Origin of the sequence: Kitasatospora aureofaciens, from assembly GCF_019192735.1 — a bacterium.
Classification (GTDB): Bacteria; Actinomycetota; Actinomycetes; order Streptomycetales; family Streptomycetaceae; genus Kitasatospora; species Kitasatospora aureofaciens_A.
On sequence record NZ_JAHTKP010000035.1, the window covers coordinates 22042 to 44462 of the forward strand.

General features: G+C 72.0%; 20 protein-coding genes. 12 read left to right on the plus strand and 8 right to left on the minus strand.

The window, feature by feature from the left end; translation table 11 throughout:
- The first annotated feature begins 225 nt into the window (after nt 1-225).
- From KV557_RS27460 to KV557_RS27480, 5 genes are all read left to right on the plus strand, one after another.
- Nucleotides 226-1875, plus strand: a complete 1650-nt coding sequence (locus tag KV557_RS27460) for a peptide ABC transporter substrate-binding protein (RefSeq protein WP_218204191.1) — start codon at nt 226-228, stop codon at nt 1873-1875.
- Nucleotides 1876-1967: 92 nt separating this feature from the next.
- Nucleotides 1968-2912 carry an ABC transporter permease gene (locus tag KV557_RS27465; RefSeq protein ID WP_218204192.1) on the plus strand — a complete coding sequence of 315 codons (945 nt, stop codon included), beginning with the start codon at nt 1968-1970 and terminating at the stop codon, nt 2910-2912.
- Nucleotides 2905-3852, plus strand: coding sequence for an ABC transporter permease (locus KV557_RS27470; RefSeq protein WP_218204193.1), 948 nt, complete (start codon nt 2905-2907; stop codon nt 3850-3852). Before KV557_RS27465 ends, KV557_RS27470 begins: the two co-directional genes overlap by 8 nt.
- A 15-nt stretch (nt 3853-3867) precedes the next feature.
- Nucleotides 3868-4965 carry an ABC transporter ATP-binding protein gene (locus KV557_RS27475; RefSeq protein WP_218204194.1) on the plus strand — a complete coding sequence of 366 codons (1098 nt, stop codon included), beginning with the start codon at nt 3868-3870 and terminating at the stop codon, nt 4963-4965.
- A complete protein-coding gene (locus KV557_RS27480; RefSeq protein WP_218204195.1) occupies nt 4958-5977 on the plus strand; it encodes an ABC transporter ATP-binding protein in 1020 nt (339 codons plus the stop codon). Before KV557_RS27475 ends, KV557_RS27480 begins: the two co-directional genes overlap by 8 nt.
- A 52-nt stretch (nt 5978-6029) precedes the next feature.
- On the opposite strand, the gene KV557_RS27485 is transcribed toward KV557_RS27480, so the two are convergent.
- From KV557_RS27485 to KV557_RS27505, 5 genes are all read right to left on the minus strand, one after another.
- Nucleotides 6030-7748 (minus strand): ABC transporter family substrate-binding protein, encoded by a 1719-nt coding sequence (locus tag KV557_RS27485; RefSeq protein WP_218204196.1) that lies wholly within the window; start codon nt 7746-7748, stop codon nt 6030-6032.
- Between the two features lie 136 nt (nt 7749-7884).
- The gene (locus KV557_RS27490; protein ID WP_218204197.1) at nt 7885-10296 is read right to left on the minus strand and encodes a peptidoglycan binding domain-containing protein; all 2412 of its coding nucleotides are present in this window, start codon (nt 10294-10296) and stop codon (nt 7885-7887) included.
- A 239-nt stretch (nt 10297-10535) separates the two neighbouring features.
- Nucleotides 10536-11012, minus strand: a complete 477-nt coding sequence (locus KV557_RS27495) for a DUF6113 family protein (RefSeq protein ID WP_256178023.1) — start codon at nt 11010-11012, stop codon at nt 10536-10538.
- Complete coding sequence (gene mshB, locus KV557_RS27500; RefSeq protein WP_218204198.1) at nt 11009-11974, minus strand: N-acetyl-1-D-myo-inositol-2-amino-2-deoxy-alpha-D-glucopyranoside deacetylase; 966 nt, start codon at nt 11972-11974, stop codon at nt 11009-11011. The genes KV557_RS27495 and mshB overlap by 4 nt, the downstream gene beginning before the upstream one ends.
- A 47-nt stretch (nt 11975-12021) precedes the next feature.
- Complete coding sequence (locus KV557_RS27505; protein WP_218204199.1) at nt 12022-12216, minus strand: DUF2304 domain-containing protein; 195 nt, start codon at nt 12214-12216, stop codon at nt 12022-12024.
- Nucleotides 12217-12530: 314 nt separating this feature from the next.
- Here KV557_RS27505 and KV557_RS27510 point away from each other — a divergent pair, with 314 nt between their 5' ends.
- From KV557_RS27510 to KV557_RS27525, 4 genes are all read left to right on the plus strand, one after another.
- Nucleotides 12531-14684 (plus strand): S9 family peptidase, encoded by a 2154-nt coding sequence (locus KV557_RS27510; RefSeq protein WP_218204200.1) that lies wholly within the window; start codon nt 12531-12533, stop codon nt 14682-14684.
- 341 nt (nt 14685-15025) lie between these two features.
- Complete coding sequence (locus tag KV557_RS27515) at nt 15026-15988, plus strand: ABC transporter ATP-binding protein (RefSeq protein WP_218204201.1); 963 nt, start codon at nt 15026-15028, stop codon at nt 15986-15988.
- Nucleotides 15985-16707 (plus strand): ABC transporter permease, encoded by a 723-nt coding sequence (locus KV557_RS27520; RefSeq protein WP_218204202.1) that lies wholly within the window; start codon nt 15985-15987, stop codon nt 16705-16707. Before KV557_RS27515 ends, KV557_RS27520 begins: the two co-directional genes overlap by 4 nt.
- A gap of 8 nt (nt 16708-16715) precedes the next feature.
- The gene (locus KV557_RS27525; protein ID WP_256178024.1) at nt 16716-17960 is read left to right on the plus strand and encodes a sensor histidine kinase; all 1245 of its coding nucleotides are present in this window, start codon (nt 16716-16718) and stop codon (nt 17958-17960) included.
- Here the strand turns inward: KV557_RS27525 and KV557_RS43045 are convergent.
- Nucleotides 17957-18082, minus strand: a complete 126-nt coding sequence (locus tag KV557_RS43045) for a hypothetical protein (protein WP_256178025.1) — start codon at nt 18080-18082, stop codon at nt 17957-17959. The two genes, KV557_RS27525 and KV557_RS43045, sit on opposite strands and share 4 nt — an antisense overlap.
- Here KV557_RS43045 and KV557_RS27530 point away from each other — a divergent pair.
- The gene (locus KV557_RS27530; protein WP_218204203.1) at nt 18081-18710 is read left to right on the plus strand and encodes a response regulator transcription factor; all 630 of its coding nucleotides are present in this window, start codon (nt 18081-18083) and stop codon (nt 18708-18710) included. The two genes, KV557_RS43045 and KV557_RS27530, sit on opposite strands and share 2 nt — an antisense overlap.
- Nucleotides 18711-18740: 30 nt before the next feature.
- On the opposite strand, the gene KV557_RS27535 is transcribed toward KV557_RS27530, so the two are convergent.
- Complete coding sequence (locus tag KV557_RS27535) at nt 18741-19613, minus strand: transglutaminase family protein (RefSeq protein WP_218204204.1); 873 nt, start codon at nt 19611-19613, stop codon at nt 18741-18743.
- 103 nt (nt 19614-19716) lie between these two features.
- Entirely contained in the window at nt 19717-20730 is a 1014-nt protein-coding gene (locus tag KV557_RS27540) for a GNAT family N-acetyltransferase (RefSeq protein ID WP_218204205.1), read from the minus strand.
- A 131-nt stretch (nt 20731-20861) separates the two neighbouring features.
- Here KV557_RS27540 and fdxA point away from each other — a divergent pair, with 131 nt between their 5' ends.
- Together fdxA and dapC are read left to right on the plus strand one after the other, a co-directional pair.
- A complete protein-coding gene (gene fdxA, locus KV557_RS27545; protein WP_030061559.1) occupies nt 20862-21188 on the plus strand; it encodes a ferredoxin in 327 nt (108 codons plus the stop codon).
- A 20-nt stretch (nt 21189-21208) separates the two neighbouring features.
- On the plus strand, nt 21209-22372 hold the full coding sequence (dapC, locus tag KV557_RS27550) for a succinyldiaminopimelate transaminase (RefSeq protein WP_218204206.1): 1164 nt from the start codon (nt 21209-21211) through the stop codon (nt 22370-22372).
- The last annotated feature ends 49 nt before the right edge of the window (nt 22373-22421 follow it).

The following is a 22421-nucleotide window of genomic DNA, read 5'->3' on the forward strand; positions in this document are numbered from 1 at the left end:
GGAATTTGGCGAGCATTGTCCGGCCTGGCCTGAGCATGTAATTGAAAAGAGATGTGACGTGGATTCCGAAAGGGGGGTCGGGTGATCGATAGTTGCTCTGCGCGTATCAGAGGTCACCTCGCCAACCGTGCGGATCGGCCCTGAGATGTCGACCCTCGCCATGCCCGGCACACCGAGTGGCGGGGCGCCGTTCGTTCGTAAGCCCCCGAATCGAGGAGCAGTTGAATGAGGCTCACCAAGACGATGCGCCTGACCGCGATGGCGGCGTGTGCGGCACTGGCGATCTCCGCGTGCAGCACCAGTAGCGGCGACAAGAAGTCCTCGGACCAGGCGAGCGGCGGGTCCGGGAAGACGGGCGGCTCGATCAGCGTCCAGTTGGGTGAGCCGCAGAACGGGCTGGTGCCGCAGAACACCGCCGAGTCCGAGGGCACCCAGGTGCTCCACGGGCTCTTCGCCGGCCTGGTCGAGTACGACAACAAGACCAACGAGCCCAAGCTCCGCATGGCCGAGTCGATCGAGACCACGGACTCCACCGTCTGGACGATCAAGCTCAAGGACGGCTACACCTTCCACAACGGCGAGAAGGTCACCGCGCAGAACTACGTGGACGCCTGGAACTATGGCGCCAACCAGGACAACGCCCAGCAGGCGCTGCCGTTCTTCGACAAGATCCTCGGCTCCGACGAACTCGCCCCGGGCAAGGACAAGAAGCCGACCGCCAAGGAACTCAAGGGCCTCAAGGTCGTCGACGACAAGACCTTCACGGTCACCCTCAAGGCGCCGTTCTCGCAGTTCAAGACCATGCTCGGGTACAACGCCTTCTACCCCCTCCCGAAGGCGTTCTTCACCGACCCGAAGGCCTTCGACGACGCGCCGATCGGAAACGGCCCGTTCCAGATGGACGGGAAGTGGCAGCACAATCAGCAGATCAAGGTGAAGCGGTACGACAACTTCCCGGCGGCGGACGGAAAGGCCAAGCTGGATTCCGTCACGTTCAAGATTTACGACAAGCTGGAAACCGCGTACAACGACCTGCGCGCCGACAACATCCAGATCACCAACAAGCTGCCGATCTCGGCGATGGCGACAGTCGCCCAGGAGTTCGGTGACCGCTACATCTACAAGCCGGAAGCCTCGGTCGGCTACCTCGGTTTCCCGATCGCGACCAACCCGGCGTTCGCCAAGGCGGATCTGCGCAAGGCGATCTCGATGGCGATCGACCGCGACGCCATCACCAAGACCATCTTCTCCGGCACCCGCAAGCCGGCCGACGACTTCGTCAGCCCGATCGTCCCGGGCTACCGCCAGGGCGCCTGCGGCGACGCCTGCAAGTACGACCCGGCGAAGGCGAAGGAGCTCTTCACCCAGGCCGGCGGCCTGCCCGGCAACAAGCTGGAGATCGGCTACAACGCGGACGGCGGCCACAAGGAGTGGATCGAGGCCGTCGGCAACCAGCTGAAGAACAACCTCGGCATCGACGTCACCTTCAAGCCGTTCGAGAAGTTCGGCAAGATCCTCGACGCCCTGGGCAAGAAGGAGTACACCGGCGCCTTCCGCATGGCCTGGTCGATGGACTACCCGTCGATCGAGGACTACCTGCGCCCGATCTTCTCCAAGATCGCCATCGACAACGGCTCCAACTACGGCGGCTACGTCAACGAGGACTTCGAGGCCCTGCTCGCCAAGGCCGACAGCGCGAAGACCGACGCGGAGGGCCTGAAGCTCTACCAGCAGGCGGACGACATCCTGCTCAAGGACCTGCCGTACATCCCCGTCTACACGTACATGAGCTCCGCGGCCTACACCAAGACCGTCAAGAACGTGGTCGTCGACGCCCAGAACCGGATCGACCTGGCCAACGTCGAACTCGCCTGACCTGATCTCCCCTGACCGGTGCGCCCGATGGGCGGCACGGGAAACCCCCGCGCCGCCCGTCCGAGGCGTGCCCCGAACCGCGAGGAGGCCGCATGGGCCGCTATGTGGTCCGTCGGGTCATCCAGGCCATACCTGTGATCCTCGGCGCGACGTTCCTGATCTACGCACTGGTCTTCCTGCTGCCCGGTGACCCCATCCAAGCGCTGGCCGGTGAGAGACGCGCGGACCCCACGGTCGTGGCGATGCTGCACAACCGGTACCACCTGGACGATCCCTTCTTCCTCCAGTACTGGCACTACCTGGTCGGCCTGTTCCAGGGCGACTTCGGCGAGGACTACCGCGGCAACGCGGTCGTGGACGTGATGACGCGGGCGTTCCCGTACACCATCAACCTGGCGCTGACCGCGCTGGTCATCGAGATGGTGGTGGGCGTGGTCGCCGGTGTGATCGCCGCCCTGCGGCGCGGCCGGTTCATCGACAACCTGGTGCTGATCTCGACCCTGATGGTCATCTCGATCCCGACGTTCGTGATCGGCTTCGTGCTCCAGCTGCTCCTCGGGGTGAAGCTCCACACCGACTACGGCATCGACTTCTTCCCGGTCTCGTTCAACGAGGACGCCGGCTTCCGGGCCTACCTGCTGCCGGCCTACGTGCTGGCGTCCACCTCGCTCGCGTACATCGCCCGCCTCACCCGGACCAGCCTGATCGAGGTGATGCGGGCCGACTACGTCCGCACGGCGGTGGCCAAGGGCCTGAGCCCGCTGCGCGTGGTGGTGCGGCACGGGCTGCGGAACGCGCTGATCCCGATCGTCACCTTCCTCGGCATGGACCTGGGGTCGCTGATGGGCGGGGCCGTGATCACCGAGGGCATCTTCAACATCCCCGGGATCGGGCACCAGCTGTTCCAGTCCGTGTACCTGCGCGAACGCACCATCGTGGTGGGCGTGGTGAGCGCCCTCGTGCTGGTGTACCTCTTCACCAACCTGGTGGTCGACCTGCTCTACGCCGTTCTTGACCCGAGGATCCGCTATGAGTGAGCCGACGAACACCCTGGACGGCAAGGCTGCGAGTGCCGAGGGCGCCCTGGCCAAGGGGGCCAAGGGCGGCAAGGACGCCAAGGAGCGGGTGGCCAGCCTCTGGACGGACGCCTGGTACGACCTGCGGCGCAATCCGCTGTTCATCATCGGCGGGCTGCTGGTCCTGTTCATGGTGGCCCTGGCGGTCGCCCCGCAGCTCTTCACCGACAAGGACCCGAACTCCGCCGGGTTCTGCGAGCTCGCCTCCTCCCTGAAGCGCCCCTCCGCGGACCACTGGTTCGGCTTCGACGTCCAGGGCTGCGACATCTACACCCGGACGGTCTGGGGCGCCCGCAACTCGATCATCGTCGGCATCCTGACCACCTCGCTGGTGGTCCTGGTCGGCGGCACGCTCGGCCTGCTGGCCGGGTGGCTGACCGGCTTCTGGGACAGCCTGCTCTCCCGGGTCACCGAGATCTTCTTCGCCATCCCCCTGCTGCTCGGCGGCATGCTCATCATGTCGACCTGGCAGAAGGGCAACGCCTGGACGGTCTCGGCGGTGATGGCGGTGCTCGGCTGGCCGCAGATCTACCGGCTGATGCGCTCGGCGGTGATCTCCAACAAGCACAACGACTACGTGGTCGCGGCCCGTGCGCTGGGGGCCGGCACCCGGCGGATCGTCACCCGGCACATCCTGCCGAACGCGGTGGCGCCGGTGATCGTGGTCTCCACCATCAACCTCGGCGTGTACATCGGCGCCGAGGCCGCGCTGTCCTACCTGGGCATCGGCATCCAGTCCCCGGCGATCTCCTGGGGTCTGATGATCAGCGACGCCCAGTCCCGGTTCCTGAACGCCCCGCACGTGCTGCTCTTCCCGGCCGCCGTGCTGAGCATCACCGTGCTGGCGTTCATCATGCTCGGCGACGCGGTGCGCGACGCCCTCGATCCCAAGCTGCGCTGAGGAGGGCCGCGGACCATGACAGACACGACGAAGCCGTCCGGTGCCAGGGACGGCGGGCCGCGCCTGGACGCGGTGGAACTGCTCGGCGCCCGCCGGGAGAACCTGGTGCCCGGCACCCCGCTGCTCGAAGTCGACGACCTGCACGTCGAGTTCGCCACCCGGGACGGCATCGCCAAGGCCGTCAACGGCGTGAGCTACTCGGTGTCGGCCGGGGAGACGCTGGCGGTGCTGGGCGAGTCCGGCTCGGGCAAGTCGGTGACGGCGCAGGCGATCATGGGCATCCTGGACATGCCGCCCGGGCGGATCACGGCCGGGAAGATCCTCTTCCGGGGCCAGGACCTGCTGCGGATGAGCTCCAAGGCCCGGCGCGCGGTGCGTGGCCGGAAGATCGCGATGATCTTCCAGGACGCGCTGTCCTCGCTCAACCCGGTGCTCAGCGTGGGCTTCCAGCTCGGCGAGATGTTCCGGGCCCACCACGGGACGTCCCGCAAGGAGGCCAAGGACAAGGCGATCGAGTTGATGGAGCGGGTGCGCATCCCCGCCGCCAGGCAGCGGGTGAACGACTTCCCGCACCAGTTCTCCGGCGGTATGCGCCAGCGCATCATGATCGCGATGGCGCTCTCGATGGAGCCCGACCTGATCATCGCCGACGAGCCCACCACCGCACTGGACGTGACCGTCCAGGCCCAGGTGATGGACCTGCTGGCCGAGTTGCAGGCCGAGTTCCACATGGGCCTGATCCTGATCACCCACGACCTCGGCGTCGTCGCGGACGTCGCGGACAAGATCGCCGTCATGTACGCGGGCCGGATCGTCGAGACGTCGCCCGTCCACGAGCTGTACGCGCGGCCGGCCCACCCGTACACCAAGGGCCTGCTCAACTCGATTCCCCGGCTGGACCAGAAGGGGCAGAACCTGTACGCCATCCAGGGCCTGCCGCCGAGCCTGCTGAAGATCCCGACGGGCTGCGCGTTCAACCCGCGCTGCGACCGCACGCAGGACCGCTGCCTGGTCGAACTGCCGCCGCTCGTCCCGGTGCTGGACGCGGAGGGTGCGGACCTGCCGGGGCGGCACAGCGCCTGCCACTTCTGGAAGGAGACCCTCCATGGCTGAGCCGATCCTGGAGGTCCGGGACCTGGTCAAGTACTACCCGCTGACCCAGGGCATCCTCTTCAAGCGGCAGGTCGGCGCGGTCAAGGCGGTGGACGGCATCTCCTTCGAGCTGATGAAGGGCGAGACGCTCGGCATCGTCGGTGAGTCGGGGTGCGGGAAGTCCACGCTGGCCAAGGTGTTGATGAACCTGGAGCGGGCCACCTCCGGCGAGGTGCGCTTCAAGGGGCAGGACATCACCCGGCTGTCGGGGGCGGGGCTGAAGTCCGTCCGCCGCAACATCCAGATGGTGTTCCAGGATCCGTACACCTCGCTGAACCCGCGCATGACGGTCGGCGACATCATCGGCGAGCCGTTCGAGATCCACCCCGAGGTGGCGCCGAAGGGGGACCGCCGCAAGGCCGTTCAGGATCTGCTGGACGTGGTCGGGCTCAACCCCGAGTACATCAACCGATATCCGCACCAGTTCTCCGGCGGGCAGCGTCAACGCATCGGCATCGCACGGGGGTTGGCGCTCAAGCCGGAGGTGATCATCTGTGACGAGCCGGTGTCGGCGCTCGACGTGTCGGTGCAGGCGCAGGTGATCAACCTGCTGGAGCAGCTGCAGGGCGAGTTCGGGCTCTCGTACATGTTCATCGCGCACGACCTCTCGATCGTCCGGCACATCTCGGACCGGGTCGGCGTGATGTACCTCGGCAAGATGGTCGAGATCGGGACGGAGGAGCAGATCTACTCCTACCCGACCCACCCGTACACGCAGGCGCTGCTGTCGGCCGTGCCGGTGCCGGACCCGACCGGACGGGAGCGGCGCGAGCGCATCCTGCTCAGCGGCGACCTGCCGTCGCCGGCCAACCCGCCGTCCGGCTGCCGGTTCCGCACCCGTTGCTGGAAGGCGCAGGAGCGCTGCTCCGTCGAGGTGCCGCTGCTGGCGGTGCCCGAGCTGCTGGAGGGCCCGGCCGCGCATCGGTCGGCCTGCCACTTCGCCGAGGTGCGGGACGTGATCGGAACCGCCTGAGCGCGCCGTGCGGGCCGGGTCGCGGGGTCTGCCGACTCCCGCGACCCGGCCCTCACTTCTCGAAGCCGACGTTCTCCCAGACGATGTCGGAGAGGCCCTGCGCGCCGATGTTGGCGAGGTTGGCGCGGGCACCGTACAGCTGCGGGCGCTGGTAGAGCGGCAGCATCCCGGCGACCTTCCACAGCTCGCCGTCGGCCTGGTTGATGGCCTCGGAGGCGGTGGCGGCGTCGGTCGCGGCGGCGGCCCGGTCGAGGGCGGCGTCCACGGCCGGGCTGCCGGTGCCGGTGTGGTTGGTGCCGCCGGTCTGGACGAAGTTGGCGCGGTTGCCGCTGGCCGGGAAGGGGGTGCCGAGCAGCGAGTAGGTGGTGATGTCGAAGTCGTCGCGGTTGATGTACTTGTCGAAGAACTCGTTGGCGGCGGCGGTCACGGTGGTGACCTTGACCCCGACGTCCTTGAGCATCTTCGTGGCGCTCGCGGCCTCGTTCTGGGCCTGGGTGACCCCGGCCGGGACGACCATCCGCAGGTTCAGCTCGCGGCCGTCCTTCTTGCGGACGTCACCGTCGAGCTTCCAGCCGGCCGCGTCCAGCTTGCGGGCGGCCTCGGCCGGGTCGTAGCGGCTCAGGCCGAGGGAGTTGTCCCGGTAGGCGTTCTGGTTGGCGACCAGCAGGTGGTTGTTGAGCGGGACGGCGGGCCAGTCGAGGCCGTTGAGGTCGGCGCGGATGACGGCGTCCCGGTTGATCGCCTGGAACAGGGCCTGGCGGACGGTCGGGTCCGCGAGCACCGGGTTCCGGGCGTTCAGCGTGAACTGGCGGAAGTCCGGGCCGCCCGCGCGGCGGACGGCGGCGCCCTTGGTGCTCCTGATGGTCTGGTAACCGGCCACGTCGGGGCCGTTGTTGAAGAGGTCGATCTCGCCCTTGGCGAAGGCGGTGGCCATCGCGTTCGGGACCATCGCGTGGAAGACGATCCGGTCCAGCATCGGCTTGTCGCCCCACCAGTTCGGGTCGGCGACCAGGGTGACGGTCTGGGCCGCGCGGTCCATCTGCTCGACCTTGAACGGGCCGGCGGTGACCGGGATGGCGTCCAGGTAGGCGGAGTTGAACAGGTCCGGGGTGGCGATCCTGCTCGCCGGCAGCAGCGGGGCGTTGGCGGCGCCGTTGAACATCGACTGCCACTCGGAGAAGGGCCGTTCGAAGGTCATCACGGCCTGGAAGTCGTCCTTGCCGCGCTCGACGGAGGAGACCAGCTCGAAGCCGGTGCTGCTGGACGGCCGGTACGCCGGGTCCTTGCCGTTCAGGGCCCGCCAGTTGGCCTCCAGGTCGCGCCAGGTGATCGGGGTGCCGTCGGACCAGTGGGCCTTCGGGTTGAGCGTCCAGACGACGACCTGCCGGCCGTCCCGCTGCTCCGTGTGGGCGTCCTGGAGGTACGCCGGGTTGACGGTCTGGGTGCCGGCCGCGTCGGAGCGGAAGAAGGTCGGCAGCAGGGGCTTGGTGACGCTCATCGTCGAGGACTCGCTGCCGTCCGTGTGGATCGGCGACCACTGGTGGGAGAACTGGGTGATCGCCACGTGCAGGGTGCCGCCCTGGCGCAGCTGGGAGCGGTCGCGCGGATTGACGTCCATCGAGGTGAGCTTGGGCGACTCGGCGGCGGACGGCAGGGCGTCGCCCGCGGCCGAACCCGGCTGGGATGCACACGAACAGAGCGTCAGCGAGAGCGAGAGGGCGGTCAGACCGGCGAGCAGAGCCGTCCGGTGGTGAAGGCGGCGGCGGCCCATTGGCGTGCTCCCCGAGGCGGATGCGGCGGATGGTGTGGCGTCACATCTTGCTGATTGGGAGGGGGAGTTGTCGAGGGGCGGGCCCGCCCCCTTTCAATAAAGGCAGCGGGCCCGCCCCCCGGTCGTACGGCGTGGATCAGGCGACTGTGAACTTGAAGGTGCGGTCCTTGTCGCCGCTCTTGTCCATGACCGAGGTGACGGCGTCCGCGACGTCCTGCGGGGTGATCGCGGCGGTCTGGCCGTTCTTCTTCACCTTGACCTTGTCGAAGACGCCGCCCAGCTGGGTGTTGAGCGCGTCCAGGTCCCACTTGGGCGTGATCTTGCCGGAGGCGTCCGGGACGAGCGTCAGCGCCTTGGCGGCGCTCTGCGGGCCGAACTCCCACTTCTTGGTGCCGGCCAGGACGTGCACGTTGCCCCTGGCCACGGACTTGCCGAGGCCGTCCGCGGCGGCCTGCAGGGCCTGCGCGGAGACCTTGGGCTGGGCGGCCGTGACGTTCAGCGCGATCGGCTGGTCGGGCTTGCCGGCGGCGCGGTCGCGGTAGGCCTGCTCGACCACGTCGACGGCGCTCGCGGAGTCCACCGTCTGGCCGGCCTTGCCGGGGACGACGACCGGGTCGCCGGAGTCGCTGAACTTGACGTAGCCCTCCTGGAGACCCTGGCCCGAACCGGCGGCCAGGCTGTCCAGGGCGGCCTTGAGCTTGGCCCGGTCGACCTTGACCTCCGGCGCGACGGCCTTCGTGCCGCCCTGCAGCGACTTGATGACGTCGACCGGGCTGTAGCTGTGCTGGGTGAGCTTGTCCACGGTGGCCGTGGTGTCGAAGCCCAGCCCGGCGACGGTCGGGTCCAGGTCGACCGTCTGGTCGCCGATCTTCAGCTTGAGCGGCTGCTGGCCGGCCTTGCCGACGGTCTCGTCGAGCTGGTGGATCGCCTGGTCGCGGTTGTTGCCGCCGATGTCGGTGCCGAGCACCACGGTGCCCTTGGGGATGTCGGACTGGTTCAGCATCAGGCCGGTGCCGTACACGGCGGCGCCGAGGAACAGGATGCCGCCGATGCCGTAGACGCCCAGCTTGACGATCTTCTTGCCACCGCCGCCCTTGCCCTTGGCCTTGCCCTTGGTGGGAGCGGGAGCAGGTGCGGGCGCCGCCGCGGCCTTGGCCGGATCCGGCGCGCCGGGCGCGGCCTGAGCGGGCTCGGGGGCCGGCAGCGGGGTGACCTCGGTGGCCTCCGGGCCGGTGCCGGGCCGCTGCGCGCGGGTGGGGGCGGTGTTGAACGGGTCGCCGGGGGCGCCGGGGGCGCCGGGGAAGAGGCCGCCGGGGGTCGGGGCGAAGGCGTCCTGGCCGGGCGCGGCGGGGCGCTGTGCGGCGAACGGGTCGGCGCCGGTCGGGGCGGAGGCGAACAGGCCCGGCTGCGGGCGGCCGTCGCCGGCGCGCGGGGCGCCGTTCTGCGGGCCGCCGTTGCGGGGGGCGCGATTCTGCGGGGCGCCATTACGCGGAGCGCCGTTGCGGGGCAGGCCGGGTATGGCGGCCGACGGGGGCACGTCCTCGCGGATCGGCGCGAAGCCGTCGACCGAGGTGTCCTCCGGGTCCGCCGTCACCGGGGCGTCGGGGCGGCCGGCCGGCCGGCCCTGCGGGCGGGCGCCCTGGGGGCGGCCGTTCTGCGGGGCACCGTTCTGGCGTCCGCCGTTCTGCCGCCCGCCGTTCTGCGGGCCGCGGGGCCCGGCGGTGGGCGTCGGGGCGAACGGGTCGGCGGAGGGGGCGGCCTCGTAGACGCCGGGCTCCTCCACCGGGCCCTCCGGGCCGGCGCCGAACGGCGAGGCGGGCGCACCGGACGGGCGCGGCGCCGGGGCGGGTGCCGGGGTGGCCGCCTGGCCCTGGGTGGGCACCGGACGGCCGTTCGGACGGGCCGCACCCGGAGCCGCGGCAGGGCCGGCGGCGGGAGCCGGGGCGGGGCGGGCGCCGTTCGGGCGCGCGCCGGGAGCCTGCGCGCCGTTCGGCCGCGGCTCGGCGCCACCCGGCACGCCCGGCGCACCGGCCGGGACCGGGGCGGGCGCGGACTCGGCCGGGCCGGCCTTCTTCTGCCGGGGCCGGAACCACGCGCCGGTCGACTCGGACTCGCTGGTCGCCGGCGGGATCGGCGGGATCTGCCACTCCGGCGGCAGGTTCGGCGGTGTGGCCGTGCGGCCGCCGCCCTCCATCACGCCGAGGACGGGGGAGGAGGGCGCGGAGCGGTGGCGCGGGCCGCCCGCCTCGGGGGCGGGCGCCGGGGCCTCCTCGCCGGGGCCCTCCTCGTTCTTGACGGTGCTGCGGACCACGACGGGCGGGATCGGGCGCGAGCCGGGGATGTTGATCCGGACCCGGGTGGTCAGGGTGGTCTCGGTCTTCGGGACCTCGTCCTCGCCGCCGGACGCCGCGCCCTGGGCGGCACCGGCACCTGCGCGGTCGCCGCCGGGGAGCCCCGGTGTGCCGTAGGGCGGGGTGCCCGACGGGTAGGCGTCCGGGCCCGTGCGCCGGGGCGTCGGGTGGGCGTTGTCAGATTCGCGGCTGCTCAATGCTGCTCTGCTCCGGGTTCGCGGGCGGGCCGTGCGGCGCGACCGCGGTTCGTGGTCGCCGGGCCTGGGGCGGGCGGCGGTCGGGTACGGCGTTCTGCGGCACCACCATACTGGGAAGAACTGAGCGGTGAACGGGTTCGGACAGATCCTGATACGTCCGGTTCCTCCGGTATGAGAGTACGGCCGTGTGGTCCTGACTGCGCGTCGTACGCGGTACCGTACGCGCCCCACTTCCGGGGTCAGCGCGGGGGGTTGGGCACGCCGGGGAACCAGCTGGTGCGGGTGGGCAGGGTGGCGCAGATCACGCCCAGGATCGAGCCGACGAACATCCAGCCGAGCGAGGTGGCGTCGGTCCACAGCACGGTGTCGCCCTCCGGTCGCGGCACGATGACCAGCACCAGGGCCAGGAACCAGCCGGCGGCGGGCAGCGCCGCGCCCAGCCGGGTGCCGGTGACGCGCAGTCCGGCGTAGAAGGTGGCGGCGGTCGCGCCGAGCGCCAGCAGGACTCCCACGGGCGGCCACAAGGCCTGCACAAAGGATCCGCAGACCGACACCGCGAAACCCAGCAGGAGGAACAGGGCATAAGCCGCGATCCGTGCGAGGCGCGGGGGCTGAGACTCGGCCAGACGTTCGTCCCGGGTGCCGAGGACGGACGCGGCGAGCGAGCGGCGGGGGGCCTTGGTGTCGGCGGGCTTGGTGTCGGCGGGCTTGCTCATCGGGCGCTCTCCTCGGCGGTCTCCTGGACAGTCTCCTGGACGGACTCCTCGGCGGTCTTCGCCCCGCCGGTGGAGTCGGTGGAGTCGTGGTCGAGGCCGGCGAACAGGTCGTCCTCGGGCCGTCCGGGCCCGGCCTCGCCGCGCACCAGCTGGTAGTACTCGGTGGTGATCAGCGGCTGGCCGAGGTGGTTGGAGAGCGCGAAGGACGCGCCGTCCACGGTGATCTGGGTGGCGTGCGCGGCCAGCGCCGCCGCCTTCCGTCCGGCGTACGCGGTGCCGTCCAGCGCGGTGGTGACCACCGTGTCGTCCACCACCCCGGGGACGTCCGACGGGACGGCCGTGCCGGGGAAGCGCGCCTGCGCGGCGGTCGTGGCGAGCCCCGCCTCGATGACCGTACGGGGCATCCGGTTCCAGTACACCTTGGCGATCCGCCAGGCCGGGCCGAGCTCCGGGCGGTACGCCGGATCGGCCGCCAGGTCGTGGGCGCGCATCGCGACCCGGTGTGCCTGGATGTGGTCCGGGTGGCCGTAGCCGCCGTTCTCGTCGTAGGTGACCAGCACCTGCGGCCGGACCTCGCGGACCACCGCGACCAGGTGGCCGGCCGCCTCGTCCACGTCGGCCTGCCAGAAGCAGCCGGGCACGTCGTTGTCGGGGACGCCCATCATCCCGGAGTCGCGGTAGCGTCCGGGGCCGCCGAGGAAGCGGAAGTCGGAGACGCCGAGGGCGCGCATGGCCTCGGTGAGCTCGCCGATCCGGTACGCGCCGAGGGTGTCGTCCCGATCGGCCGTCAGGTGGGCCAGCTCGGGCGGGATCACCTCGCCGCCCTCGCCGAGGGTGCAGGTCACCAGGGTGACGCGGGCGCCCTCGGCGGCGTACCGGGCCATGGTGGCGCCGTTGCCGATCGACTCGTCGTCGGGGTGCGCGTGCACCAGGAGCAGGCGGCGGCCGGTAGTCGCGGTCATGGGGGAAGCCTAACCACCGGCCGGGCGGGGGCAGGGCGTGTGGGGGTTCAGAGCTTCAGGCCGTTGATCATCCCGGCGAGGTTGCTGGTGACCGCGGTGATCGAAGGGGCGAGGGAGCTGGACGCCAGGTAGAAGCCGAGCAGCGCGCAGATGATCGCGTGCGCGAGCTTCAGGCCGGAGCGGCGGATCAGTACCACCACGATGACCAGCATCAGCATGGCTGCGGAGACGGACATGGCCATGTCGGCTCACACCCTTCCTCGGGTGCGCCGCCCCCTGGGGAGGGCGGCGGTCGGACCGTGCGGGACGTGCGGTCGGGCGACCGGGGCCCGGGACGGGGCCTGACGATCACTCGCCTGATCAGTCATACCCGATGGGTGAGCAGAGCATTACGTTCGGTGAGTCCGCGCGCGCCGGGGTACGGCGGCATTCACGGGGCGCATGGGCCGGTCGGAGGGGGTGCGGACCACTTTGGGGCGTACTTGCCGACGATGCTCCGAACGAGTGATCAGAACGCTCCCGGCGCTGGGACCCCGAGGTCGTAGGGTCTGGTGCCATGACCTCCCACACCCCAGCGGACACCTTCCCCCGGCAGTACGCGCGCACCCTGCGCTACACCGTCGGCGCGCCCCGGTCCTTCTCCGTCGCACCGGACGGCTCCCGGGTCGTCTTCCTGCGCTCGCGGTCCGGCAGTGACCGGGCCAACCTGCTCTGGACCCTCGACACCGCCACCGGCGAGGAGCGGATCGCCGCCGACCCGGCCGCCCTGCTCGGCGGCGGCGAGGAGGACCTCTCGGCGGCCGAGAAGGCCCGCCGCGAGCGCAGCCGTGAGGGCTCGGCCGGCATCGTCGGCTACTCCCTCGACGGGGCCGGCCGGCTGGCCGCCTTCGCCCTCTCCGGCCGCCTGTTCACCGCCGACCTGGTCACCGGCGCCACCGCCGAACTGCCCGCCGAGGGCCCGCTGCTCGACCCGCGGGTCTCCCCGGACGGCGCCCACGTCGCGTACGCCAACACCGCCGGCGAGCTGCGGCTCACCCACGCGGACGGCAGCGGCGACCGGGTGCTCGCCGCGCCCGACGGGCCGAACGTCACCTGGGGGCAGGCCGAGTTCATCGCCCAGGAGGAGATGGGCCGCGACCGCGGCTTCTGGTGGTCCCCCGCCGGCGACCGGCTGCTGGTCGAGCGCGCCGACGACACCCCGGTGCGCCGCTGGTGGATTGCCGACCCGGCCAACCCGGACCGCGAGCCCGCCGAGGTCGCCTACCCCGCCGCCGGCACCGCCGACGCCGAGGTCGGGCTCTGGGTGCTCGACCTGGCCGGCGCCCGCACCGAGGTCGTCTGGGACCGCGCCGCCTTCCCGTACCTCGCGCGGGTGCACTGGTCCAAGGGCGGCGTGCCGCTGCTGCTCGTCCAGGCCCGCGACCAGCGCAGCCAGCGGATCCTCGGCCTCGATGTGGCCACCGGGGCCACCGAGGTGCTGTTCGAGGAGCGCGACGACGTCTGGCTGGAGCTGTTCCAGGGCGTCCCGGCGTGGACCCCGGACGGCAGGCTGGTGCGCATCTCCGACGAGGGAGGGGTGCGCGCCCTGGTGATCGGCGACCAGGCCGTCACCGGGGCCGACCTGCACCTGCGGTCGGTCGTCGCCGTCACCGAGGACGAGGTGCTCTTCACCGCCTCCGGCGGCGTCGAGGAGACCGACCCCGAGCCCGGCTGGGTCGCCGTCGGCCGGATCAGCCACGACGGCAAGCGGCTCGGCTGGGAGGCTTCCAACGGCCGTCCGTTCACCTCCGTCACCACCGCCGTGCACGCCGCCGGCATCACCGTCCGCGCCACCGCCGAGCCCGACCTGCCCGGCACCCTCGTCCAGGTCGCCCGGGACCTGTCCGACGGCGTGGTCGTCGACGACATCGCCACCATCGCCTCGCACGCCGAGACCCCGGTCATCACCGCCCGCCCGGTCTTCCGCTTCGCCGGCGAGCGCCGCATCCCGGCCGCCGTCTTCCTGCCCACCGGCTACGACCGCGAGCGCGACGGCCTGCTGCCCGTCCTGATGGACCCGTACGGCGGCCCGCACGGCCAGCGCGTCGTCCAGGCGCACAACCCGCACCTCAACTCGCAGTGGTTCGCCGACCAGGGCTTCGCGGTGATCGTCGCCGACGGGCGCGGCACCCCCGGGCGCGGCCCGGCCTGGGAGAAGTCGATCGCCCTCGACTTCGCCGGGGCCACCCTGGACGACCAGGTGGAGGCGCTGCAGGCGCTCGCCGAGGAGTTCCCGCTCGACCTCGGCCGGGTCGCCATCCGCGGCTGGTCGTACGGCGGCTACCTCTCCGCGCTCGCCGTGCTGCGCCGCCCGGACGTCTTCCACGCGGCGGTGGCCGGCGCGCCGGTGACCGACTGGGAGCTGTACGACACCCACTACACCGAGCGCTACCTGGGCCACCCGGCCGAGCGCCCCGAGGTGTACGCCGCCAACTCGCTCACCGGGTACGCGGCCGGGCTGGAGCGCCCGCTGATGATCATCCACGGCCTCGCGGACGACAACGTGGTGGCCGCGCACACCCTGCGCCTGTCCTCGGCGCTGCTCGCGGCCGGGCGTCCGCACACCGTGCTGCCGCTGTCGGGCGTCACGCACATGACGCCGCAGGAGGAGGTCGCGGAGAACCTGCTGCTGCTTCAGGTCGACTTCGTGAAGCGCTCGCTGGGCGTGTGAGCGGAGAGGAGGAGGAGCGGGGAGTGGTGTCGGACAGGCACACTCGGGCCCTTTGCGTACGGTGCCGGGGTGCCCATGAATCCCGCTCCCCCTTCGCCGCGTGTGCCCGTGCGGGCGCCGGTCCGGCGTCGTGCGAGCACGCTGGCCCCTGGCTCTGACAACAGCTCCTGACCAGCGGATTCGGCGGCCGGTACCTGTGACGCGGGTACCGGCCGCCGGCATGACATCCGTCATACCGAAGGCACGACGGCGGACACTGCCGCCGGACCCGGCCCGCGCGGGACTCTGTGGTGGTGCGAACGACACCGAACGCAACACCACCAGGGGAGAGGAGCGGGGCGATGGACACGGAGGTGGCCGCCTTCCGCGGCGTCGGCAAGAGCTACGGGCGGGTGCGCGCGGTGGACGGTCTGGACCTCGTGCTGCGGCCGGGCGAGACCGTCGCCCTGCTCGGCCCGAACGGCGCCGGCAAGTCCACCAGCCTGGACCTGCTGCTCGGCCTGCGCGAGCCCGACCAGGGCAGCGTCTCGCTGTTCGGAGGCAGCCCGCGCGAGGCGATCGCGGCCGGCCGGGTCGGCGCGATGCTGCAGAGCGGCGGGCTGATGGCCGACGTCAAGGTCCGCGAGCTGGTCAGGCTCGCCTGCGACGTGCACCCGCGCGGTCGGTCGGTTACGGGGGTACTGACCGACGCCGGGATCACCGAGCTGGCCGAGCGCCGGGTCGACAAGCTGTCCGGCGGCCAGGAGCAGCGGGTCCGCTTCGCCCTGGCGATCGCCGGCAACAGCGACCTGATCGTGCTGGACGAGCCCACCACCGGCATGGACGTCAGCGTCCGGCAGGCGTTCTGGGCGAGCATGCGGGCGCAGGCGGACGCCGGGCGCACGGTGCTGTTCGCCACGCACTACCTGGAGGAGGCGGACTCGATCGCCGACCGCGTGCTGGTGCTGCACCGCGGCCGGCTGATCGCCGACGGCAGCTCCGCCGAGATCAAGGCGCGCGCCGGGGCCCGCCGGGTGGCGTTCGAACTGCATGACGGGGACCTCTCTGGGGCCGCCGGGCCGTTCGAGGACTCGGTGCTGCGCACCCTGCCCGGCGTGCAGTCGCTGGACGTCACCGCCCGGGTGCCGGGGGTGCGGACGGTCCGGATCCGGACCGCGGACGCCGACGCGAGCGTCGCCGGGCTCTACCGGGCGGGCCTGTACCCGCGCGGGCTGGAGGTCACCGGCCTGGGCCTGGAGCAGGCCTTCCTGACCATCACCGGCGAGCAGGACAACCAGGACGCTGTGAAGGAGACCGTGCGATGACCACCCTGATCCGGCTGGAGATCCTGCGGACCCTCCGTAACCGCCGGTACCTGCTCTTCACGATCGCCTACCCGGCGCTCATGTACTTCTTCTTCATCCACGCCTACGACTCCACCAAGCTGGCCGGCGGCCTGCCGGTGAAGACCTACTTCATGGTCTCGATGGCGACCTTCGGTGCGGTCGGCGCGGTGCTCACCGGCAGCGCGCAGCGGATCTCGCTGGAGCGCAAGAGCGGCTGGGTGCGCCAGCTGCGGCTGACCGCGCTGCCCGGCCGGGCGTACACCTTCGGCAAGATCGCCGCGAGCGCGGTGACCACGTTGCCCGCGATCCTGGTGGTGTTCGCGGTCGGCGCGAGCCAGGGGGTCTCGCTGGGCGCGGCGCAGTGGATCGGCCTGGTGGCGGCGCTGTGGCTGGGCAGCTTCGTGTTCGCGGCGCTCGGGGTGGCGCTCGGGTACGCGGCGGCGCCGGACTCGGTGCAGACGATCGTGATGATCGCCTACATGCTGATGTCGCTGTTCGGCGGGACGTGGTTCCCGGTGAGCGGCTCGCTGGAGAAGTTCGCCCAGTTCAACCCGGTGTACCTGTACAACAAGCTGGCCACCTTCACCCAGCCCGGGCACTCGCTGGACACCGTCGCCGTCGCCGGACTGGCCGGCTTCCTCGCGGTGTTCGTCGCCGCTGCCGCCGTGCTGTACCGGCGTGACACCCGCCAGGCATGATGATCCACATGAGTGACGCGCGCCGGACCCACCGCCCCGACGAGCAGCCGGAGGTGGGTCCGGCGCGCGCGTCGTTCATGAACGTCCCCGGCTCCCCGGTGGAGACCCGGCGGCAGCTGCTGGTCAAGGTCGCCTGGATGCTGCTGTGGATGCTCTACCTGGCCTACCCGGCGGGGGACCTGCTGCACGGCGGCCACAGCCTGGGCGGCCAGGTGCTCGGCTGGGTCTGCCTGGCCGCCTTCGTGGCCGCCTACATCCTGCTGGTGATCTTCCGCTCGACGGCTGGGATGAAGCCCCGGGCCTGCCAGGTGATCGTCGCGACGATGATCGCGCTCGCGATCGCCGCCTCCTTCGTCCTGGGCGGCGCCTTCCTGACCCTCTTCATCTACGCCTCGGTGTGCCTCGCGATCATCACGCCGGTGCGCTACGCGCTGCGCGGGCTCGCCGGCATGGCCGCGCTCACCGCCGTGACCGGCCTGCTGATCCACGCCGGTACGGACAACATCACGACCTTCGCGCTCAGCGCCTTCCTCTCCGGCGTCGCGATGACCGGTCTGCAGCGGCTGGTCGCCACCATGAAGGAACTGCGCGAGGCCCGCGCCGCCGTCGCGCACCTGGCCGCCTCCGAGGAGCGGCTGCGGATGGCCCGGGACCTGCACGACCTGCTCGGGCACTCGCTGTCGCTGATCACGCTGAAGAGCGAGCTGGCCGGGCGGTTCATGGACGCCGGCAAGGACGAGGCGGCCCGGGCGCAGGTCGCCGACATCGAGCAGGTGGCCCGGCAGTCGCTGATCGACGTCCGGGAGGCCGTCACCGGCTTCCGCCGGCCCACCCTGCCGGTCGAACTCGCCGCCGCCCGGACCGCGTTGGCGGCGGCACAGGTGACCCTGGAGGCCGCGCCGGAGCTCGTCGACACCTGGCCCGGGTTGGCCAACGAGGAGGCGGGGGCGCTGGCGTGGGCGCTGCGCGAGGCCGTCACCAACATCGTCCGGCACGGCGAGGGCGCCACCGTCTGCACCGTCACCGCCGACACGGCGTGGGAGGCGAACGGCGAGCGGTACGCCGTCCTGGAGATCACCGACGACGGGCGGGGGCCGGGCAAGTCCCAGCCGGGGAACGGGCTTTCGGGCCTGGAGGAGCGGCTGGCGCTGGTCGGCGGGCGGCTGGAGACCGGGCCGGGGGTGCGGGGCAAGGGCTTCCGGCTGCGGGCCTTGGTGCCGCTGCGGACGGTCTCGGCGCCGGTCGCTCCCTAGCGGTGATCCTGCGCGCCCTGGCCGCCGGCCAGGGCGCGCAGGTGGTGCGGCGGCACGCTGACCGCCCGCCTCCGCCGCCCGCGCCGCCGCCGCTCAACCCCGCCCTCTAAGGTCGTGCCCATGAGTGACATTCAGAACGGGCCCTCGATCCGCGTGCTGCTGGCCGAGGATCAGGGCATGGTCCGGGAGGCGCTGGCGGCGCTGCTCGGGCTGGAGGGGGACATCGACGTCGTGGCGCAGGTCGGCCGCGGGGACGAGGTGGTGGCGGCGGTGCTGGCGAACGACGTGCAGGTCGCCGTGCTGGACATCGAGATGCCGGGGATGACGGGCATCGAGGCGGCCGCGGACCTGCGCAAGCAGGCGCCGGGCACCAAGGTCGTGATCGCGACGACCTTCGGGCGGCCGGGCTATCTGCGGCGGGCGATGGAGTCGGGTGCGGACGCGTTCCTGGTGAAGGACGCGCCCGCCTCGGAGCTGGCGGAGGCGATCCGCCGGGTGCTGCGCGGGGAGCGAGTGATCGACCCGGCGCTGGCGGCCGCGGCGCTGGCCGAGGGCGCGAACCCGCTGACCGCCCGCGAGCGGGACGTGCTGGGCGCGGCGGCGGACGGCGCGGTGAACGCGGACATCGCCAAGCGGCTGCACCTGTCCGAGGGGACGGTCCGCAACTACCTGTCGATGGCGATCCAGAAGACCGAGGCCCGCAACCGCACCGAGGCGGTCCGGATCGCCCGCGAGAAGGGCTGGCTGTAGGAACCCTCAGGAAACCCGCCCGGAGGAAACTCAGTTCAGCCGGTGCCGAGCGGCCCGGGCGTCCTGGCGGACCTTCGCCGCCGCGTCCGGGTCGAAGGCGTCGAGGATCTCCGCGTAGGCGTCCATCTCGGCCGAGCCGCCGAGGAAGTCCCCTGTCCGTACGAGGAGTTCGGCGCGTTCGAGGCGGAGCTGGGCGGGGTGTCGGGGGAGTAGGAGGGCGAGCTCGGTGGCCCAGAGCTGGGTGCGGGCGTGCTCGGGGCGGTCGGCGGCCCAGGCGCGGATGTTGCCGAGGACCCGGTGGACGATGTCGAGCGGCTGGGCCGGGGTGAGCAGCGCGGGCGTGAACTCGTGCCCGGTGGCCCGGACGAGGCGTTCGGCGTCGTCGGGGTCGAGCAGCCGCCCGCCGTGGAAGGGGTCGGCCAGGACGTAGTCCTCGCCGCCCGCCGGGCCGCCGACGGCGACGATGAAGTGACCGGGCAGGGCGATGCCGTGGACGGTGAGGCCGGCCCGCCGCCCGACCGCCATCCACACCAGGGACAGCATGATCGGCAGCCCGCGCCGCCGCCGCAGCACGTCGGGCAGCAGGGAGGACTCCAGCCGCCGGTAGTCGGCCTGCCGCCCGTGGAACCGCTCGCGCCCGCCGAGGACGGCGGCGAGCAGGGCGGCGGTCTCCTCGGGCCCGGCGGGCGCCCGTTCGGCGACGGCGAGGCGGACGGCGCCGGCGTGCCGGTCGAGCGCGGCCTCGCAGGCGGCGAGCAGGGCGTCGAGGCTGGGCGGCTCCCCGGGGTCGTCGGGGTCGAGGGCGGGGCCGTGTTCGGCGGCGGCGAGCAGGCAGAGCAGCACCGGATCGGGCTGCTCGGCGCGGGCGGCGGTCCGGAAGCGGTGTCTGCTCTGCTCGGTCACGGTGACGGCGACGGCTTTCGTACGACGGACGGGCAAAAAGGACGGGGAAGGGACGGGCAAAAGGGCGAACGACAGGCAGGGTGAAAGAACGGACGGCCCGCGGCTACCCCTGGGACAGCCGCGCGTAGTGGTAAGTGTGACTGGTCGTGAAGCCGAGTCCGTCATAGAGCGCAACCGCACCGTCGTTGTCCGCCTCGACCTGCAGGTAGGCGCCGGTGGCCCCCTCCTCGGCCGCGCGGGCGGCGAGCACCGCCATGACGGCCGTGGCCAGCCCGGCCCGCCGGGCGTACGGCTGGACCTCGATCGCGCCGAAGCCGGCCCACGGCCCGTCGATGACGCAGCGTCCGATCGCCAGCGGCGGCTGCCCTGCGGCCCCCGGCGCGGTGGCGAACCAGACCGACGGCCCGCCGTGGAGCACCTGCCGGGCGGCCTCCCGTACCGCCGGGTCCTCGCTCAGCTTCCCGTACAGCGACATCCACGCGGGCCCCGCCGTCCGCGACAGCCGCACCCGGTCGTGCCCGGTGCCGCCCCGGGCCAGCCCGGCGAGCGGAGAGGTCCGTACCAGCGTGGGCGAGTCCGGGGGGCCCAGCAGCTCCAGCGGCGCCCGCAGGTCGTCCGCCGTCCCGGGCGTGACGACCTCGACCCAGGCGGGCAGTCCGCGCGCCGCGTACCAGTCCCGGACGGCGGCCAGCGCCTGCGCCGTCGGCAGTCCGGGATCGCCGAGCGCCTGGACGGAGTTGGCCCGCTTGGTGAACCCGGCCGAGGCACGCAGCGTCCACGCGCCGAGCGCCTCCTGCTCGACGGCGGGCCAGCCGCGCGCGGCGATCCGCTGGAGCTCGACGGGCGTGGCGGCCGGCAGCGGGGCGCGCCGGGCCGGGAAGAGCGGCACGACCTTGCCCGCGACCAGCAGCTGTTCCGCGAACGAGACCGGTTCGCCGGCCCGGGGCACGACCGTCAACCCATGATCGTCCCACGATGTGAGCACGCCGATCGCATCGCGGAAGACCGGCCGGTCGCCCACGAACTCGGAGACACGCCGGACGGACACGCGTCGTCCCACGTCAGAGCGATCTATCCGGACCTCCGGACGCTCCTGGACCGGCCCGCCTGCCGTCATCTGGGCACCTCCTGTGCATTCACGGTCTCTGACCCGCGATACTAGGGGTGGGCATCGACGACGCCGCGCTCACCGCGCACGCGAGCAGAACAGAACGGGCCGACAGGGCCCTTCCGAGGAGGAACGACAGCGTGACCTACGTCATCGCGCAGCCTTGTGTAGACGTGAAGGACAAGGCGTGCATCGAAGAGTGCCCGGTTGACTGCATCTACGAGGGCGAGCGATCGCTCTACATCCACCCGGATGAGTGTGTCGACTGTGGCGCTTGCGAGCCGGTCTGCCCGGTCGAGGCGATCTTCTACGAGGACGACACTCCCGAGGAGTGGAAGGACTACTACAAGGCGAACGTCGAGTTCTTCGACGACCTCGGTTCGCCCGGTGGCGCCTCGAAGCTGGGCCTGATCGAGCGCGACCACCCGTTCATCGCCGCTCTGCCGCCGCAGAACGCCGACCACTGACGATCGGTGGCATCCGAGCTGTGAACGACAACAGCACGCGCGCGCCGTTCCCGGGCCACCCGGGGGCGGCGCGCCGCGTTTCCGACCTTTTGCCTGTGTTCCCCTGGGACAAGCTGGAGCCGTACAAGAAGACCGCGCTCGCCCACCCGGGCGGCCTCTGCGACTTCTCGGTGGGCACCCCGGTCGACCCGGTCCCCGAGGTGATCCAGAAGGCGCTGGCCGCGACCACCGACACCCCCGGCTACCCGACCGTCTGGGGCCCGCTGGAGCTGCGCGAGGCGATCGCCGGCTGGCTGCACCGCCGGTGCGGCGCCGAGATCGGCCCGCAGGCCGTGCTGCCGACCATCGGCTCCAAGGAGCTGGTGGCCTGGCTGCCGACCCAGCTCGGCCTCGGCCCGGGCGACCAGGTCGCCTACCCGCGGCTGGCCTACCCGACCTACGAGGTGGGCGCGCGGCTGTGCGGCGCGGAGCCGGTCGCGTACGACTCGGTGGACGAGCTGGACGGCTCGCGGGTGCGCCTGCTCTGGGTGAACTCGCCGTCCAACCCGACCGGCCGGGTGCTCGGCAAGGACGAGCTGCGCCGCGCGGTCGGGTGGGCCCGGGAGCACCGGGTGCTGCTCGTCAGCGACGAGTGCTACCTGGAGCTGGGCTGGACCGCGGAGCCGGTCTCCGTCCTGCACCCGGACGTCTGCGGCGGCCCCGACAACGGCAAGGGCCACGAGGGCCTGCTGGCCGTCCACTCGCTCTCCAAGCGCTCCAACCTGGCCGGCTACCGCGCCTCCTTCGTGGCGGGCGACCCGGTGGTGGTCAAGGAGCTGCTGGAGGTGCGCAAGCACGGCGGCATGATCGTGCCGGCGCCCGTCCAGGCGGCGACGATCGCCGCGCTGGCGGACGACGCGCACGTGGCCGAGCAGCGGGAGCGGTACGCGGCCCGGCGCTCGGCGCTGCGGGCGGCGCTGGAGGCGTACGGCTTCCGGATCGAGCACTCGGAGGCGAGCCTCTACCTGTGGGCGACCCAGGACCGCCCGTGCTGGGAGACCGTGGCCGAACTCGCCGGGCTGGGCATCCTGGTGGCGCCCGGGGACTTCTACGGTCCGGCCGGTGACCGCTTCGTCCGGGTCGCGTTCACGGCGACGGACGAGCGGGTCGCCTCGGCCGTGGAACGGCTGAACGCGGCGCGCTAGCGACGCGGCAGAGGGGCCGGTGTCAGTCCGACACCGGCCCCTCTCGCAT

Bases quoted from the DNA above. Each gene is read 5' to 3' on its own strand.
- KV557_RS27475 (WP_218204194.1), top strand. From the start codon at position 3,868: ATGACAGACACGACGAAGCCGTCCGGTGCCAGGGACGGCGGGCCGCGC.
- KV557_RS27540 (WP_218204205.1), bottom strand. From the start codon at position 20,730: ATGACGGCAGGCGGGCCGGTCCAGGAGCGTCCGGAGGTCCGGATAGAT.
- KV557_RS27460 (WP_218204191.1), top strand. From the start codon at position 226: ATGAGGCTCACCAAGACGATGCGCCTGACCGCGATGGCGGCGTGTGCG.
- KV557_RS27480 (WP_218204195.1), top strand. From the start codon at position 4,958: ATGGCTGAGCCGATCCTGGAGGTCCGGGACCTGGTCAAGTACTACCCG.
- KV557_RS43045 (WP_256178025.1), bottom strand. From the start codon at position 18,082: ATGGGCACGACCTTAGAGGGCGGGGTTGAGCGGCGGCGGCGCGGGCGG.
- KV557_RS27470 (WP_218204193.1), top strand. From the start codon at position 2,905: ATGAGTGAGCCGACGAACACCCTGGACGGCAAGGCTGCGAGTGCCGAG.
- KV557_RS27465 (WP_218204192.1), top strand. From the start codon at position 1,968: ATGGGCCGCTATGTGGTCCGTCGGGTCATCCAGGCCATACCTGTGATC.
- mshB (WP_218204198.1), bottom strand. From the start codon at position 11,974: ATGACCGCGACTACCGGCCGCCGCCTGCTCCTGGTGCACGCGCACCCC.
- KV557_RS27510 (WP_218204200.1), top strand. From the start codon at position 12,531: ATGACCTCCCACACCCCAGCGGACACCTTCCCCCGGCAGTACGCGCGC.
- KV557_RS27530 (WP_218204203.1), top strand. From the start codon at position 18,081: ATGAGTGACATTCAGAACGGGCCCTCGATCCGCGTGCTGCTGGCCGAG.
- KV557_RS27525 (WP_256178024.1), top strand. From the start codon at position 16,716: ATGAGTGACGCGCGCCGGACCCACCGCCCCGACGAGCAGCCGGAGGTG.
- KV557_RS27505 (WP_218204199.1), bottom strand. From the start codon at position 12,216: ATGGCCATGTCCGTCTCCGCAGCCATGCTGATGCTGGTCATCGTGGTG.
- KV557_RS27495 (WP_256178023.1), bottom strand. From the start codon at position 11,012: ATGAGCAAGCCCGCCGACACCAAGCCCGCCGACACCAAGGCCCCCCGC.
- KV557_RS27515 (WP_218204201.1), top strand. From the start codon at position 15,026: ATGGACACGGAGGTGGCCGCCTTCCGCGGCGTCGGCAAGAGCTACGGG.
- KV557_RS27520 (WP_218204202.1), top strand. From the start codon at position 15,985: ATGACCACCCTGATCCGGCTGGAGATCCTGCGGACCCTCCGTAACCGC.
- KV557_RS27485 (WP_218204196.1), bottom strand. From the start codon at position 7,748: ATGGGCCGCCGCCGCCTTCACCACCGGACGGCTCTGCTCGCCGGTCTG.